The sequence below is a fragment of the Tumebacillus flagellatus genome, assembly GCF_000714935.1.
Taxonomy (GTDB): domain Bacteria; phylum Bacillota; class Bacilli; order Tumebacillales; family Tumebacillaceae; genus Tumebacillus; species Tumebacillus flagellatus.
In genome coordinates, this window is sequence record NZ_JMIR01000025.1 from 47,300 (window position 1) to 63,253 (window position 15,954).

A 15,954-nucleotide genomic window follows, 5' to 3' on the forward strand; every position below is an offset into this window, starting at 1 on the left:
ACATATTGGACAATCAAAGCCTAATAATGTAAGAGTAAATCGAAACAAAAAGCGGGGTGGTTCGACTGAAAAAAACAGCACGCTTCTCCTTCATCCTCTCTGTGGTCGCGTACTGTGCCGGGATGATCGTCTACGCAGTGAGCGGGCAAAAACTCTATCCGTTCCTCGGCGGTTGGATCGCCGGTTTGCTGATCATGGAGGGATTTTCCCGCAGCAAATTTGAAAACGCCTAAATTTTTTGATCCTTCCCTGAAACCTTATGAGTGTTTCGTGCGTCTATATGAATGAAACACTCATTCTGTTAAATGAAAAGGGAAGGTGAACGCGGTGCTGTCGAGTCTTGTGGCCCTCATTTTGTTGTTGGCGTTTCTAAGTACAGGGTTTGTTTTACTTGCGCGGGCGGAACAACGGGAGGAGCAACCGGCTTCTTCACGGCAGCTTGGCTCTTGACCCGCTCCTCTCCCGCCCTTAGGTATTCAAAAAGGCACACCGCCCGCGCGATGTGCCTTTTTTTATGGAACCGCCCCTTCAGACCCGCACTTCCAGACGCCGCTTCTCCTCTTGCGTCTGCGCCCACGCCAGCCGCACGCGCAACGTGTCCCGGTTGCCGCTCTTGCCGAAGTCGTACCATTCGCGGATGACCAGCGACGGATAGTGCATCAGCGCTTGCAAGATCCTACGGTTGTCGGCATCCAGCGGAAACACCCGCTCGTACGCCTCCACCATCTCCGAAAACAACCCCGCTTCCCAGCCGTTCAAGTACAGCGCATGGTTCAACAGTTGGTAGAGATCGTGCGCCCGTACGTCATAACCCGCCAGATCGAAGTCGATCAGCGCCGCGCCTCCCTCTTGCCAGATGAAATTGTGCGGAGCCGGGTCGCGGTGGCACAGCGAGCCGTACCGCACATCGCGGTCGAGCGCCCGCTCCAACGAGGCTTGTTGCAATTGAAGCACCGATTGCCGCGCCCGTTCTTGGAAGGGTCGCCACGACTCGCGCAACTCCGGCGATTTCAGCGTGGCGAGATGCGCCCGTTCGAGGCGGTGGCGGTACTTTTCCGACAAGGGCGGAACGCGCAAGTAGAACGATTTGGAACTTGTGCGTCCGGCGGGCGCACGGTGCAACGCCGCGAGGGCGCCGGCGGCCGCCATGCGCTCCTCCCGCGATTTCATCGAGAGGTGACGGCCGCGCAGCCACGGTTGCAGCGTATAGAGCCCGCCCCGGTCGGCGACATACGGAAGCCCGGCATCCGTGCGCAGATAGGGAGCCACTTCGACGCCGGCCAGCAGCACGGAATCCAAGGCGTCCGACAACGCTTCCAAGCGCTTGCGCATCACATCGCCGTCGTAGCGTTTGAGAATCATCGCGCCGCCCGACGTCTGCATCCCGGTGACAGTGCGCAGCTTCACGCGGCGGTGGATGCGGAGTCCGAAGCCCTGCTCCAGCTTTGCAATCAACTCTCCCCCATCGAAACTCCCTCCCTCTTCTATGAAAAAAGGGAGCCTGTGAGGCCCCCTGTTTTTGGCAGCATCCTGTTTAGTCTTCGTCGCGGTAGAACGTTTTCGGCTGCATGCCGATCGTTTGCTGGTTGATCATGGACGCCATCAGCATTTGATGGTGGATGTGCTCGTCGTGGGGATGCATGTAGTAGTGGTGTTTGTGGTGGGAAGAGCATTTGTGGCATTTCTTGTGGCATTTCTTTTTGTGTTTATGCTTCGTGGAGACCGGGATGTACATCATGACCATCGGATGGTGCACCATGTAGTGATGCTCGTGCGGCTGGATCGCTTGCGGCGATACCATCTGCGGAGCGGCCATCTGCTGTTGGGCAGCTTTGATGTTTTGCAGCTGCCAGTTGACGTTGGTTTGGTTGTGGGAGTCCTTGTGCGGCGCGTATTGCAGATTCAAATCGATGTGCGGTGCAATCGGGGTCGGCATCGGCATTTCAATCGGCATCGGCGGCGGGGTGATCGTTTTTTCCATTGTGACCAGCTCCTTCGGTGAGGTGAGTTGTTCTTTGGTGCTCAACGGCGCGACGGGAGCGACAGGGGCAACCGGCACCATCGGTGCGGTCATCTGCTCCTTGGTCATGCCGGGATTGCTTTTCGGTTTCATCCCGCTGGACGGGATGTTCAGCACTTGGCCGGGGTAGATCTTATCCAAGTGCAGGGTGTGTGCCAACTGCGGGTTGGCTGCTTTCAGCATTTCGATCGTCACGCCGACTTGTTTGGCAATTTTCATCACGTCGTCGCCGTGTTTGACCACATACTTCCACAGTCCTTCCCATTTCGGGACGGACGGGTAAGCCTGCTCGACAGGAGCAGGAGCAGGTGCCGGAGCGGGAGCGGGAACAGCGGGGGCCTCGGGTGCCGGAACCGCTTCCTCGACTTCCGCTTGGGGAGCAACCGGAGCGGTAAGTTCTTCCTTGGTCATTTCCTCTACAGGAGCTCCGGCGCCGGGGATGTTGATTTGCATGCCGACGTCTATTTGATCGGGGTTTGCAATCTGGGGATTGGCGGCGACTAGCTGATCCAAGGGGACGTTCCACATCTTGGAAATCTTCCACATGGAGTCGCCCTTCTGGACGGTGTAGACTTTCAACCCGCTCGACCTCCTTCGTCAAATGTCACTGGCAGTATATGCGCCCTGCGTCCATGTGCGCTTGTCTAGTGAAAATTGGGCTCTAGACAGAGAAGTTCCAGATCTTGTATACTGTCTGAAAACAAACAGCATGATTGTCTACTTTGAGAGGACGGGGAAACATGAACAGGTGGCAAAGGCTGGCGGCTCGTTATGACCGCACAGTCTGGATTCGCGTACTTGGCACGGTGTTGACGACAGTGGCGGGCTTTATGATTCGGCCGTTTCTGTCCTTGTATTTGTTTGATAAGATGAACGGCGACCTGCTGATCACGGCGTTGATCATCGGGTTGCAGCCGTTGACGGGCCTGATCGCCGGGCTGTACGCGGGCGGATTGGCCGACCGCTACGGACGCAAACCGGTGATGGTGGCGGCGGCGTTGCTTGAAGCGATCTCGGTGTTCGGTTACATCTGGGCGGATTCGATTCTGTCGTTTGCGCTGATCACGATCTTAAACGGGTTGTGCGGGTCGCTGTTCTTCCCGGCGGCGAGCGCGCAAGTCACCGACGTGGTGCCGGAAGAGAAGCGCGCCGAAGTGTTTGCGCTGTTGCACACGGCGCTGAACGTGGGAGCCGCGTGCGGGCCGTTGCTTGGCGTCGCCATCTATAAAGTCAATCCCGCCATCGCCTTTGCGATCTGCGGAGGGGCGCTGTTGCTGAATGCGGTTTTGATTCTTTGGAAGATTCCGGAGACGCTCCCGGCGGATGTGCGGCAGCGGGCGCTCGGAGCGAAGCGCAACCCGGCAGCCAAAGCGCCGCGGCTGAAAGTTCGCGAGCACAAACTGCTGTTTTACATGGCGGGCGCGGCGCTTCCGGTTTCCTTGCTCTACACGCAGGTGGAATCGATCTTCCCGCAGCATCTCAAGACGATGTTCTCCACCGATTACTTGACGGTGTTTGCCACACTGATGACGATCAACGGGGTGATGGTCGTGCTCGGGCAGATTCTGGTCGCGCGGTTTGCGGAGAAGTTCCCGATTCAGCGGGTGATTCTGATCGCGTATCTGTTGCTCGCCGGCACCGCCATCGGGTACGCGTGGTCGAATTCGTTCTTGCTGTTGGTAGCGGCGGAAATTCTGTTCACGCTCGGCGAGATGATGAACGGCCCGCAGATTCAGAAAGCCGTCTCCGTGATGGCGCCGCCGGAATGGATCGGCCGCTACTTTGCGGTGTTCGGCACGAACTGGGCCATCTGCGGCGCGATCGGGCCGCTGATCGGGGCGTATGCGTTCATGCACATCGGCGGACATTGGTGGTACACGATCATCTCCGGGCTGTTGGTGCTCGCGGCAATTGCCCAGTCGCGCAACGTCAAACGCGCGTTGACCGGCTCCACCCCAGAACCAGTGGTACAAGAAAAAAAGGATCTGCCAGCACTCAGCTGACAGATCCTTTTTTTCTGGCCGTCCAGATTCGGTAGAGCAGGTAGACCGCGATGAGGAACAACAGGTACGCAAGCACGACGATGCCGCTGTTGCGCCACGAGGTGAAAAGTTGTTCGCCCAAGTAGGCAAACAGGAAGTTGATCGGAATCTTGCCGAGCGCGCTGGCGGTGAAAAAAACACCCAGCCGCACGCCGACCAGCGCCGCGTAGACGTTGACGACATACGCGGGCACGATGGGAATCATCCGCGCAAAGAGGATGGCGAGAAACGCGTTCTGCTCCAGCCGCTCGTTGAAGCGCTCCACGGCGGAGAACTTCTCCAGAGCGCGGCGTCCCCGTTCGGCGAACAAGTAGCGAAACGAGAGGAACATCAGCACCGAGCCGGTCAAGGAAACCGACCAGTTAAAAACCCCGCCACTCCACACCCCGTACGTCGCCCCCATCACCCCGCCGATCACCCCGAACGGGACGACCGGAACCAAAGCGAAGAAGCTCCCGATCAGATAGAGCAGGAAAAAGTGCTTGCTCCCGCCGCCCTGAATCCATGCGAGGAGGGGGGTTTTGTACGAGAATGCGACTGCACCCACCAGAACATATACGAGCAACAACCACCCTTTCGAAAAACGGGGTTTGCGTGGAGACGCGGGCGTCCCCCTTGCTTCACCTAGCGGGTTCGGAGGGTTCGTTTTTTTCCGAGCGGGCACTAGAGGGCGCGCACCATGCCGCCGTCGATGAGCACGGCTTGGCCGGTGACGTAGGTGTTGGCGTAGGACCCGAGGAACACCGCCGTGCGGGCGAATTCGTCCGGCGTGCCGTAGCGGCCGATCGGAATCTGGCGCTCATTGCCGACGCGCACATCGTCTTGCGTTAGACCGGTCGCCGCCGCACGCAAACCGTCCAGTTCGGTGATCCGATCCGTGGCGATGCGACCCGGTGCCACGGTGTTCACGAGGATGCCTTCCGGTGCGAGTTCCACCGAGAGCGACTTCGCCAGCGCGTTGATCCCGGCGCGGAACGTGTTCGAGAGGATCAGCCCTTCGATCGGCTGCTTGATCGACGTTGACGTGATGTTGACGATCCGACCGCCGCCGACTTGGCGGAAGTACGGCAGGGCGCCCCGCACCAGGCGCACGACGTTCAGCAAGTTCGCTTGGAACGTCTGCTCCCACACGTCGTCCTCGAAGTTGTCAAACGTCCCCGCCGGCGGGCCGCCCGCGTTCGTGACCAGCACGTCGAGCCGCCCGAAGCGCTCGCCGACTTTCGCGTACACCGCGTCGACCGCGTCCCGCTTGGACAGGTCCGCCGCCACAAACTCCACTTGCGATCCGGTCTCCGCCGCGATTTCCCTTGCAGTTTTCGCCAATTCTTGCTCGTTGCGCGAGGCGAGCATCACCTTCGCGCCTTCGCGCGCATATTCTGTCGCCACCGCACGGCCCAACCCGCGGCTGCCTGCCGTGACGAGCACCACTTTGTCTTTCAACCCGAGATCCATCTGCCAATCCCCTCCTGTGCCTATGTATGTCTTCTATTGTAACAAAAAAAGCACCCGGACGGCACCGAGTGCTTTTCGTTCGTAAGCATGAACACTTTATTGCTGTACAGCAAGCGCACGGTAGAGAACGTCTGCCACGTCCGCCCGCGTCGCCGGCAACTGCGGGTCAAAACCCGTGTAGCCGAAGTTGTCGGAGTACAGCCCGAGCTGCTTGCCTTCCAACACCTGTTGCAGCGCCCAATCGCTGACGCTTTCTTGGTTGGCGATCGTCACCCCGTCGGTGCTGCCGATCTGGTTTTGCCGGTGCAGCACGCGCACGAGAATCGCCGCCGCTTGCTCCTGCGTAATCGGGTCGTCCGGGCCGAACGTGCCGGCGTCATACCCGGACATGAAACCGTTCTCCGCCACCGCCGCGACATACGGCGAGAACCACGAGTTCACGGAGTCGCCGAACGTCACGGGCGCGCCGGCTTTCAACCCGTAGGCGTTGGTCAGCATGACGGCGAACTGCGCACGGGTGATCTGTCCGTCCGGCTGGAATTTCAGCTGCCCGTCTTCCAGCATCCCGTTTAAAACCCCTCGGTTGGTGAGGTCGAGAATCGACTGCACCGCCGGGTTGTCGGAAGCGACGTCGACAAACGGAGTCTGGCCGTCCGGCACGACGGACACTTGCACCGGATCGTTCAGCGAGAGGTTGAAGCCCAGCTGCAACGATTCCGAATTGCCCCCGAGGTCTTGCTTGACCAGTTTCCCGCCCTGCACGGCGAGCTCCTCGTCCGCACGCAGCGTGCCGATGTACGTCATCGGCGCCGCCGAGCGGTCATCCGTGTGCACGATCACTTTTTGAATCGAAGTCGGCTGGTCGGACAACACATCGAGGCGCAGTTTGGCTGTGCCCGGCAAGCTCAACGTCCGGTGCGCGCTCAAGTTGCCCGCCGTCGGCGTCAACAAATTGACGGACGAATCGCTGTATTTGCCGTTGAGCGCTTGGTAGATCGTGTCGTACAGCGGATCTTGGCGGTCACGCAGCGCCTTGATCGCGCCGTTTTCGTAAAACGCTTTGGAAGCATTCAGCCAGCCCTGTTCCAGCCCGTAGTGCAGATACTCGTTGAACCGCTCACGGTACTTGCTGTCGGAACCGAGGATGTCCGGGTCCATTTCCAACTCCACGCCCTTGCCAAAGCGCGCTCCCGTCCACGCGAGGTTGTAGAAACGGTTGAGGTTGGGGGCGAAATTGTAGTCCTTGAACGGGTAATAGTTCGGCTGGTGGAACACTTCGTCAAACCCGAACTCCTTGAAGTTGACCGCTTCACCCGCCGACTGATACGGAATCCACATCGTCAAAAGCCCCTTGGCATGGGCGTACTGGTTGAAGTCGACCACCAGCGGATCCCCGTGGTTCGCCGTTTCGTTGTACCAGTAAAAGCCGCGGAATTCGAGGTTTTTGAACCCGGCGTCGTGGATTGCTTGGTAGGCTTGGTCCATGTAGCTGTGCACAGTTTTCTCCCGCGTTGCGAGGTCGAGCCCCTCGTTCGGGTACGGCACGGAGATCCAGACTCTCGCTTTGCCGGTCTGTTTCAAATCAGCGTTGTGATTACCCCACTCCTGTTCAAGCGCCTTCATGTCGGTGATCGACTTGCTCAAGTACGCGCCCCATTGGTCAACGTGAGCGGAGAGTTCTTCCGAACGCGGGCCGCTCGGCAGGAAGAGGAACGAATCAAACAAATTGCCGGCCCGCTTGCCGGATTTGTCGAGGTAAGAAGCGTACGGTTTCAAGTAGTCGGCCGTCACTTTCAACGGGTCGTTGTACAGGAGCAGGACGTTGCGGTCGTCGTACTGCGGATACGCTTCCGACGCGCGCTTCGTCGTCATCAGGTTGCCGAGATATTGGTAGTGATCGGTCTCTGCTTGTTCGACGGGGCTCACATCGTCGTCTTGGACGCGAATCGTGAAGATCGCCCGCTTGTCGAAGTTCAGCGCGTAATACTCGCGCCCGTTCCAAACCAGACCGGTCATCGTCCACATCTTGAGATCGACTTTGTCGTGGAAGTTCCAATTTGCGTCATAGCGGTACACGAGGTCGTTGTCGCCCGCGGCGACGATGTTCCAATACGCCCCGTCGTACATGATCCCAAACGTGTCGTTCACGGAGAACGCGCTGCCGTCCGGTTTTTTCAACTGAACTTGACGCGCCGTGCCGTGATTCGCGGCGTTGATCACATAAATTTCGCCTCGGTCGGTCAAGAGGTACAGATAGCCGTCCACATACGTCATGTTGTGGCCGTAGATCGTCGGCGCTGCCCAACTGTCGACGACGGTGCCGTCCTTGTGCAAACGCTGGATGCGTCCTTCTCCGTTGTAATAGACAAACAGATCGTCGCCGGCTCCGGTCGCAATGCCTTGGAGGTTGTTCGACGGCTTCGAACTCGGCGCAAAGTGGCGCACTTCGCGCCCGCTGTCCGGGTCCACTTCCCAGATCGTGCCGTCCGCGCGGTCGGTGACATAGACGCGGTTCGTTCCCGCGACGGGTGCCATGCCAAACACGCTCTGTGCCGACAAATCGGTATAGCGAATCCGCTCCGGGCGCTTCTCGCCGGATGCTAGCGAGCGTTCCAGCGCCACTTGCTGCGGGTGGTAGAATCCGTTTCCTTGGCGGGTCACGATGTCGATTCCGGTGATGGTAAAAGCCCCGCTGGCCGACGCGGAAGACATCGGCCAGAGCAGGGCTGCGGAGAGGAGGAGCGGCAGACAGGTTTTCGTTTTCAATCGCACGTGGAATCCCCCGCATTTCTGCAAAATGTCTTGGGGATGATTTCGACGTTTTTTGTCAGGTTTCCTGCTGGATCAGTTGTGGTTGATCACGATGCCGCCGGCGCTGGTGCGGATGTGGACCGGATGCGTGCCTTGCCCCGTCGTCACGCTGAGATGCTGGGAGAAGCCGGACGTTTTCACGGGAATCGCGCTGCCGGTGATCCGCCCGGCGCTGGTGTGCAAGTTGTACGTCGCATCGGTGTTCGACGGTACGAACAGGTCGATGCCGCCGTTGCTGGTCTCCACCGACCAAGCGCCTTGCAGCGGCACGGTTTGGTGGATTTTGATCTTGCCGTTGTGCGTGGAGATGTTGACGATCGCCCCGCAGTCCTGCAAGTGAATCTGGCCGTTGTGCGTGTGCGCTTTGACGTTGGAGGTGACTTTCCCCACGTCAAGAATCCCGTTGTGCGACGTGGCGTCGACCGCACCGTCGATCTGCGATATTTCCACATGACCGTTGTGCGTATGCGCGTGCACATCGCCTTCGACGTCGACGACGCGAATCCCGCCGTTCGACGTGTGGGCGTTGATCGCGCCGTTAAACCCTTCGACTTCCAAAAACCCGTTGCTCGATTTCAAGTTCCCCTTCGTGATCGCCTCCGGTACGTACAGGACGACATCCACGCAGACATGCGGGCCGAAAATCCAATTGTGCAGAGGCGCCTGTTCAAATTGCACTTCCGTTCCGACTTGGCGCAGGTTCCAGTACGCTTCCATCGGCTTGTTTTCATCGCCGCGCACCCGAACGTGAACGTCCGCTTGCACGTGCGGTTGATCCCAGTGGCGAACGGTTACGTCGCCGCTGTGAACTTTGACTTGCAGGCGGGAAACTTCCCCCTCCGGCGTGAAATCTACGGTTTTGGTTTCATCAAGGGCGGTGCCGAGTCCGAGCAGTGCTTTTAACATGTGTGTTGCCTCCTTCGTGTTCTGTTCTTGTTGTCCTCATTGTACCAACGGGCAAATAAAAAAGGCTCCGTCCAGGGACGGAACCTTTCTTCTACCCGAGGCTTAGAACGCCGGGATGATCGAGCCTTGGTATTTGTCTTCAATAAACTTCTTCGCTTCCGGAGAGTTGAGCGCTTGCGCAAGCTTCTTCAGAGCTTCGTTGTCTTTGTCCTTGGTGTTGACGGTCAGGACGTTTGCGTACGGGGAGTCTTTGTCTTCCAGGATCAGCGCGTCTTTGGTCGGAACGAGTTTTGCTTCCAGCGCGTAGTTCGTGTTGATCATGTCGAGGTCGACTTCCGGCAGCACGCGCGGAAGCATCGCCGCTTCCAGCTCTTTGAACTTGAAGTTTTTCTTGTTTTCGGTGATGTCTTTCAGGGTGCCGTTGATGCCGACGCCGTCCTTGAGCTTGATCAGGCCTTTTTTCTGGAGCAGGACGAGGACGCGGCCTTCGTTGGTGACGTCGTTCGGAACCGCGATGGTTGCCCCGTCCGGAAGTTCGTCTACGCTTTTGTATTTCTTGGAGTAGCCGCCGATCGGTTCCACATGCACCGCCGTCAGCGCGGTCAGGTCCAGCTTGTGGTCCTTGGCGAAGCTCTCCATGTACGGAACGTGTTGGAAGAAGTTCGCGTCGAGCGTGCCGTCCGCCAGTTTCAAGTTCGGTTGTACATAGTCGTTGAAGGTCACGATGTCGAGCTTCACGCCTTCTTTTTCCAGTTGCGGTTCGATCGCTTTGAGGATCTCTTCGTGCGGAACCGGAGAGGCGCCGACTTTCAAGGTGACGACTTTATTGCCGCCTTCGGTGGTGGTGGAACCTGCCGATTCGTTTTTGGTGGAAGAAGAACCGCACCCGATCAGGGAGACGGAGAGCAGAAGCGAAGCAGCGCCAAGGATCAGTTTTTTCATGATGAAGATCATTCCTTTCGGTAGGTGGATTCTATGGTTTGGATTGCCTTACTTGCGGTTGAAGCGGCGAACGAGTTTGTCGCCGAGCGTTTGGAACACTTGGACGAGCACGATCATGATCACGGTGGTCACGATCATCACATCCGTTTGGAAGCGTTGGTAGCCGAAGCGGATCGCGAGGTCTCCGAGACCGCCGCCGCCGATGACGCCCGCCATCGCGGTATACCCGACCAGTGCGACGAGGGTGATCGTGATCCCGGCGATGATGCCGGAGCGGGCTTCCGGAAGTAACACACGGCTGATGATCTGCCACGTGGTGGCCCCCATCGACTGCGCCATCTCGATCACGCCCTTGTCAACTTCCCGAAGCGATACTTCCACCAACCGGGCAAAAAACGGCGCGCTGCCGATCACCAGCGGCGGGATCGCAGCCGTGACCCCGATCGACGTTCCGACGAGGATCTGCGTGAACGGGATCAACATGATCAAGAGGATGATGAACGGAATCGAGCGGAAGATGTTGATGATAAAACTCAACACCGCGTAGACGAGGCGGTTTTGCAACAAGTGCCCCGGCGAGGTCAACACGACCAGAACCCCCAGCGGGAGACCGATGAGCGCCGTGAACAGCGTGGAGATCGCCACCATGTACAGCGTTTCACCGCACGCCGTCCAGATATCGGCCCATTGGATGTTGACAAACAGGTCGTTGAAATCCATTACAGCAGCACCTCCACTCGCAAGCCGCGCTCTTGCAGATGTTTCACCGCATCGCGGGCGTCGTCCGGCTCACCGGTGATCTCCAGAACCAAGCGCCCGAACGGGGTGTCTTTGATTCGGTTGATCGTGCCGTGCAAGATGTTGAACTGCACGGGGAGCGATTGCAGGACTTGGAACAACACCGGTTGGAACGTGGTGTCGCCAAGGAACGAGACTTGCACGACTTGGTGACAGGCGCGTTCCGGTGCCGGCATTTTTTTGTATTGTTCCAAAAGTTCTTCAGGGAAGTCGAAGTCGCTGACTTGCTCGACAAACTCTTGTGTGATGCTCTGCTTCGGGTTGAGGAAAACTTCCGCCACCGGGCCGAGTTCGACGATTTCGCCGCCGTCGATGACGCCGACACGGTCGCAGATTTCGCGGATCACGTGCATTTCGTGCGTGATCAGCACGATGGTGAGGCCGAGTTTTTTGTTGATGTCGCTGAGCAGTTTCAAGATCGACTGCGTGGTCATCGGGTCGAGCGCCGAGGTGGCTTCGTCGCACAGCAACACTTTCGGGTCGTTGGCGAGGGCGCGGGCGATGCCGACGCGTTGTTTTTGTCCGCCGGAAAGTTGGGCGGGGTATTTCTTGGCGTGGTCTGCGAGGCCGACGAGTTCGAGCAGGTCGCGGACTTTTTTATCGATTTCGCTCTTCGAGCGTTTGCTCAAGCGCAGCGGGAAAGCGATGTTCTCGTAGATCGTCGCGGACGAGAGCAAGTTGAAATGTTGGAAGATCATCCCGATCTCGCGGCGCGCCGTTTGCAGTTGCGACGGCGACAGTCGGGTCAAGTCTTGGCCGTCGACAATGATCGAGCCCATTGTCGGTTTTTCCAACAAGTTGATGCAGCGGATCAGCGTGGATTTGCCTGCACCGGAGTGTCCGATGATGCCGAACACTTCGCCTCGTTCGATGGTCAAGTCGATCTTCTTCAGCGCGGTGATCGACTTTTTCTCAACGAGGTAATCTTTGCGTACATTTTGCAAGGTGATCACCGTGGTTTCCTCCTTCGTCATTTTCCGGGAAATAAAAAAGTGCCCTTCGACAGAGAAGGACACAAATGCACATAGGTGGATTCGCGTCTCTCATCTGTCAAGACTTTGCAGTCTCGCAGGAATTGGCACCATTTCACTCAACCGAATGGGTTGTCGTGACGGTTGCCGAGGTTTCATCGGGCCAGCCCCTCCACCTCTCTTGATAAGAGATACTACTGGAATATTGAGTTAATCTGTCGGAATACTTACATTTGACTTCCGACTACACGGAGTATAGCACCCTTGCAAAAAGTTCGTCAAGGGGTTTTTTGTCCTCCAAATCTTTCACCGTGTTTGGAAGCGGGCGCGGGGTGATGCTAATCTCGGATGCGATGAGAGTCCATCCACACTATAGAGACGCCCCGAGGAGGTAGACACTTTGAAAAAGGTTACGACTCTAGCTGGCGTTTTCATTCTCTCCACCTCATTGCTCGCAGGTTGTTCGAACCAGGCGGCTCCAAACGGGTCGCCGGACGGCAAGAACGAGACGTACGACACCTCCCGCGGCGGCAAAGTTCTCGACACCCGTGACCCGCGCGGCCCGCGCACGCTGACGCCGGGCACGATGAACACCCGCGGCTATCATGCGGCAGGTCCCAATGCGGCCGGCGGCACGGCGGGGATTGCCGGGGTTGGCGGCGGCACGGCGGTCGGTCATCTGAACGCGCATTCCGACCCGCAGCTCGCGTCGCGGATCGCGTCGATTCCGGGTGTGTCCAGCGCGCGCGTGATCATCAACGGCAACACCGCGTATGTGGCGGTGAATTCGCCGAACAACCGCAACGCGATCACGAAGCAAGGGACACAGGGGACGACTCAAAGGATTACAGGAAGCCGCGATACCGGGACGGTTTCCGGGAACAACAACCGCGTGCAAGGTCCGGTGGGCACCAGCACCACCAAGGGCGCAGGCACTCCGGTGACGCTCGGCGGCACCGGATCGGGCACGACTCCGGCAGGTTCGGGCACCACGTACAGCACGGGGACGAACCAAAACGGCACGAACAACAACTACCGCACGGGCCGCACCGGGCTGTCGATGCCGTTCGCGTTGGTGTCGCCGCCTAGCGCCAACGTCGGAGGTTCGAACTCTCCGTCGGTGAAGAGCAACAACACGACGGGGTATGGAACTTACGGCACAGGTGCCAATACCGGGATGAGCGGGTACGGCAACTCGGGCACGTCGACGAGCACCAATACCTCCTCGTACACCTCGCCGAACACGGGGAACGCCGTGAACGGGCAAGGCTCGGTGTTTAACGGGAACGGCTACGCGAACTCGTACGGCAATGCCTATGGAACTTCGATGACGAACATTTACGGCACTACCGGAACGGGCACCCCGTCGGGGGGAACGTATGGTACGTCGGGGGCCGGCGGCACGTACGGCACAGCCGGAATTGGGACAACCGGCACTTCTGGCACTTCCGGTGTTGGTACCAGCGGCTCTTATGGCACTACCGGTACCGGAGTGGTTTCCGGTACAGGGAATCCGGGTACGATCGGCTACCTGACTGGGTATGCTGCGGGCAACAACTCCGGCACGTACGGTTCCAGCAACTACGGAACGTACGGCGCGGGGACGAACTACGGCACGACGTACGGCCGTGACGAAGCGCGAGGCGCGGGAACGGGCTCCCCGTCCGGCACCGGCGCAACGTATGGCGCGGGCACCACGTACGGCACGGGCACCACGTATGGCACGGGCACCACGTATGGCACGGGCACCACGTACGGCACGGGCACCACGTACGGCAACGGCACGACCTACGGCAATGCCGGAACGGGCACGACGTACGGCGGCGCGGGGACAGGCACCACCACGTCCAACACCGGCGTTGGCGCGACGTACGGTGGAACGAACACCGGGGCCGGGTCCAATTCCGCCTACGGCACTCCGGGTATCGGCGGCGGTGTGATGTCCAACCTCGCAGGCGCTGTCGGCAACAGCATGCGGAATATGCTCGGCACGAACACCGCGGGTAGAGGAACGAACTACGGCACTTCTGGTACCAATGGTACCGGAACTGGCACCAACTACGGCACTTATGGTACTGGCACAGGTACCAACTACGGCACTTACGGTGCTGGTGTTGGCACGAATTACGGCACCTATGGTACTGGCACGGGTACTAATTACGGCACTTACGGCACCGGCACCAACTACGGCACCTACAATACAGGAACTGGCACTCGTAAGAACGGCAGCGGGCTGGGGATGGGTTCCGGCTACAGCGGTTCGAAGTCCGGCGCACGCGCGTACGGCATGAGCGGTGGAGGCAAGGCTGGCACAGCGGGCACGTATGGCTCTAACGGCGCATCGTCCGGCAACGGCTCCAACAACACGTACGGGCTGTACAACTCCTCCACCGGAGCCGGCAACCTGAACGTCTGGTCGGACAACACGTTGTCCAACGATCTGCAAGCGCAGATCGTCCAAGCCGTTCGCCAAGCGAACCCGACGATCCAAAACGTTTACGTCACCGGCTCCCCGTCCCTCATGAAACGCTTTGAGCAATACCTGCGCGGCGGTGCCAACGCCGGTACGAACGCGGTCGGCAAAGCTGGCACCGCAGTCGGCCAAGCCGGCGGTGCGGCTGCCAACACCGTCCGCGACCTCGCAGGCAACGCGGCGTACACCGGCCGCAACTTCTTCAACGACATCCGCACCGGTTTCCGCAACGTCACCTCGACCCTGACCGGCGCCAACGCTGGTACAGGAGCAGGTACGCTGGGCACGCAAGGAACCGGTTACGGCAGCCCGAATGCAGGCTACGGCACCACGCCGGGCGGCGCAACCACCGGCGGCGGCGCAATGGTTCCGTCCCGCAACGGTTCCACAACCGGAACGGGCGGCGGAAGCAGCATCCGCTAAACCCTTTGTTCCTGCAAGAACCTCGTCCCCCGCGGACGAGGTTCTTTTTTGCGACGGCGGTTTGTTGCCCTAGCGATCATGAAAACTGTTCATTTTTCCCATGAAAAAACACCCCCTGCCCACGCGGGCAAGAGGCATTTTTCCTACAAAAGGGGATTATAAGAAATCTCGACGCTCTAAGTGCATGTCTCCGATGTGATAGTCGGCATGGTTCATCGTGAACGAGATGTTCTCCGCTTCGCCAAGCTCCCCAAACGTCCGCGCCAGCATCTTGGCGACTTCGTTTGCTTCTTCATCGTCCGGGCGCTCCCAGAACTCAACGCGGCCGGAGACATTGTCGCCGATCTCGTCCACCGAGACGATCCCCAGCGTGTGGTGTTCGTCGTCGTGGAGGTGATACTTGGTGTGTTCGCCCTTGCGGTACGCCACGGAGAGGTGGAACACCTCTTCTTCCTCGCCCGCATCATCGTAATACACCATGTCATCCTCATCCTCTTCGTCGTCGAACACAATGTCGCTGCCGAGGTCGTCAAACTCGTAAGTCTCGACGCAATCCTCGTCGTCCTCATACTCGTCTTCGTCCTCAAACTCCCCGACAAACTCCAAGTTCTCGTCGTAGGCGTCAAGTTCGTCGTCGTGCACAGTTTCCACAGAGACCACCTCGAACGGCTCCATCTCCACCATCGACGAGATGTCCCCGTAGACCATCACCACAGAGCTGTCTTCCACGCCCAGCGCCGCGTTCAAGTGCTCAATGTAGGTGCGGACCTCCCCGGCGACGAGTTCCATGTCATCTTCCGACACCGCTTTGGTGTCGATCTGGATGGTGCCCGTCAACACATCCCCTTCGCGGTAGACCAAATACAGATCCCCGGCCCAGTTGTCGTTGAGGTAGATGCTGACCGTTTCCCCACCCGGCGTGCGCAATTCGGGTTTCAAAACCACTTGTTTCATCTCGGAGTTCCCCCTTTGCACATAGAGTCCCTCTTAGTATTGCCCTCCTGCGTACGAAAAAAAGACTCCTTCCGCAAAGGGAAAGAGTCTTTCTCATGTTTGGTGGGCCCAAGAAGATTCGAACTTCCGACCTCACGATTATCAGTCGTGCGCTCTAGCCAA

13 protein-coding genes and 1 riboswitch are annotated in these 15,954 nt (G+C 58.8%); of the genes, 3 read left to right on the forward strand and 10 right to left on the reverse strand.

All coding sequences use genetic code 11. The features are described 5' to 3' along the window. Nucleotides 1-56 precede the first annotated feature (56 nt). A complete protein-coding gene (locus EL26_RS25560; RefSeq protein WP_161780742.1) occupies nt 57-233 on the forward strand; it encodes a hypothetical protein in 177 nt (58 codons plus the stop codon). Between the two features lie 295 nt (nt 234-528). Here the strand turns inward: EL26_RS25560 and EL26_RS15710 are convergent, their stop codons facing one another. Together EL26_RS15710 and EL26_RS15715 are read right to left on the reverse strand one after the other, a co-directional pair. Then, a complete protein-coding gene (locus tag EL26_RS15710) occupies nt 529-1,455 on the reverse strand; it encodes a phosphotransferase (protein ID WP_038090946.1) in 927 nt (308 codons plus the stop codon). Nucleotides 1,456-1,534: 79 nt separating this feature from the next. Next, a complete protein-coding gene (locus tag EL26_RS15715) occupies nt 1,535-2,599 on the reverse strand; it encodes a LysM peptidoglycan-binding domain-containing protein (RefSeq protein ID WP_038090951.1) in 1,065 nt (354 codons plus the stop codon). A gap of 161 nt (nt 2,600-2,760) precedes the next feature. Here EL26_RS15715 and EL26_RS15720 point away from each other — a divergent pair, with 161 nt between their 5' ends. Beyond that, nucleotides 2,761-4,023, forward strand: a complete 1,263-nt coding sequence (locus EL26_RS15720) for an MDR family MFS transporter (protein WP_038090953.1) — start codon at nt 2,761-2,763, stop codon at nt 4,021-4,023. On the opposite strand, the gene EL26_RS15725 is transcribed toward EL26_RS15720, so the two are convergent. The 7 genes from EL26_RS15725 to EL26_RS15755 all read right to left on the reverse strand — a co-directional run bounded on the left by EL26_RS15725 (nt 4,016) and on the right by EL26_RS15755 (nt 11,924). Next, nucleotides 4,016-4,630 (reverse strand): TVP38/TMEM64 family protein, encoded by a 615-nt coding sequence (locus tag EL26_RS15725; RefSeq protein WP_038090954.1) that lies wholly within the window; start codon nt 4,628-4,630, stop codon nt 4,016-4,018. The genes EL26_RS15720 and EL26_RS15725 overlap by 8 nt on opposite strands. A 95-nt stretch (nt 4,631-4,725) precedes the next feature. Then, complete coding sequence (locus EL26_RS15730) at nt 4,726-5,514, reverse strand: SDR family oxidoreductase (RefSeq protein ID WP_038090956.1); 789 nt, start codon at nt 5,512-5,514, stop codon at nt 4,726-4,728. A gap of 96 nt (nt 5,515-5,610) precedes the next feature. Then, the gene (locus EL26_RS15735; protein WP_038090958.1) at nt 5,611-8,286 is read right to left on the reverse strand and encodes a DUF4855 domain-containing protein; all 2,676 of its coding nucleotides are present in this window, start codon (nt 8,284-8,286) and stop codon (nt 5,611-5,613) included. 72 nt (nt 8,287-8,358) lie between these two features. After that, nucleotides 8,359-9,231 (reverse strand): DUF4097 family beta strand repeat-containing protein, encoded by an 873-nt coding sequence (locus EL26_RS15740; RefSeq protein ID WP_038090960.1) that lies wholly within the window; start codon nt 9,229-9,231, stop codon nt 8,359-8,361. Between the two features lie 102 nt (nt 9,232-9,333). Next, the gene (locus EL26_RS15745; protein WP_038090963.1) at nt 9,334-10,173 is read right to left on the reverse strand and encodes a MetQ/NlpA family ABC transporter substrate-binding protein; all 840 of its coding nucleotides are present in this window, start codon (nt 10,171-10,173) and stop codon (nt 9,334-9,336) included. Nucleotides 10,174-10,221: 48 nt separating this feature from the next. Further along, nucleotides 10,222-10,893, reverse strand: coding sequence for a methionine ABC transporter permease (locus EL26_RS15750; protein ID WP_038090965.1), 672 nt, complete (start codon nt 10,891-10,893; stop codon nt 10,222-10,224). Continuing rightward, the gene (locus tag EL26_RS15755; RefSeq protein WP_038090972.1) at nt 10,893-11,924 is read right to left on the reverse strand and encodes a methionine ABC transporter ATP-binding protein; all 1,032 of its coding nucleotides are present in this window, start codon (nt 11,922-11,924) and stop codon (nt 10,893-10,895) included. The genes EL26_RS15750 and EL26_RS15755 overlap by 1 nt, the downstream gene beginning before the upstream one ends. Nucleotides 11,925-12,011: 87 nt before the next feature. Next, nucleotides 12,012-12,133, reverse strand: a riboswitch (SAM riboswitch). Between the two features lie 209 nt (nt 12,134-12,342). Between EL26_RS15755 and EL26_RS23940 the strand changes: the two genes are divergently transcribed. Then, the gene (locus EL26_RS23940) at nt 12,343-14,838 is read left to right on the forward strand and encodes a YhcN/YlaJ family sporulation lipoprotein (protein ID WP_052036457.1); all 2,496 of its coding nucleotides are present in this window, start codon (nt 12,343-12,345) and stop codon (nt 14,836-14,838) included. A gap of 156 nt (nt 14,839-14,994) precedes the next feature. Here the strand turns inward: EL26_RS23940 and EL26_RS23945 are convergent, their stop codons facing one another. Next, nucleotides 14,995-15,792, reverse strand: coding sequence for a hypothetical protein (locus tag EL26_RS23945; RefSeq protein WP_052036458.1), 798 nt, complete (start codon nt 15,790-15,792; stop codon nt 14,995-14,997). Between the last annotated feature and the right edge of the window lie 162 nt (nt 15,793-15,954).

Coding starts and splice junctions, on each gene's coding strand:
- EL26_RS15720 (WP_038090953.1), top strand. CDS start 2,761: ATGAACAGGTGGCAAAGGCTGGCGGCTCGTTATGACCGCACAGTCTGG.
- EL26_RS15730 (WP_038090956.1), bottom strand. CDS start 5,514: ATGGATCTCGGGTTGAAAGACAAAGTGGTGCTCGTCACGGCAGGCAGC.
- EL26_RS15740 (WP_038090960.1), bottom strand. CDS start 9,231: ATGTTAAAAGCACTGCTCGGACTCGGCACCGCCCTTGATGAAACCAAA.
- EL26_RS15745 (WP_038090963.1), bottom strand. CDS start 10,173: ATGAAAAAACTGATCCTTGGCGCTGCTTCGCTTCTGCTCTCCGTCTCC.
- EL26_RS15750 (WP_038090965.1), bottom strand. CDS start 10,893: ATGGATTTCAACGACCTGTTTGTCAACATCCAATGGGCCGATATCTGG.
- EL26_RS23945 (WP_052036458.1), bottom strand. CDS start 15,792: ATGAAACAAGTGGTTTTGAAACCCGAATTGCGCACGCCGGGTGGGGAA.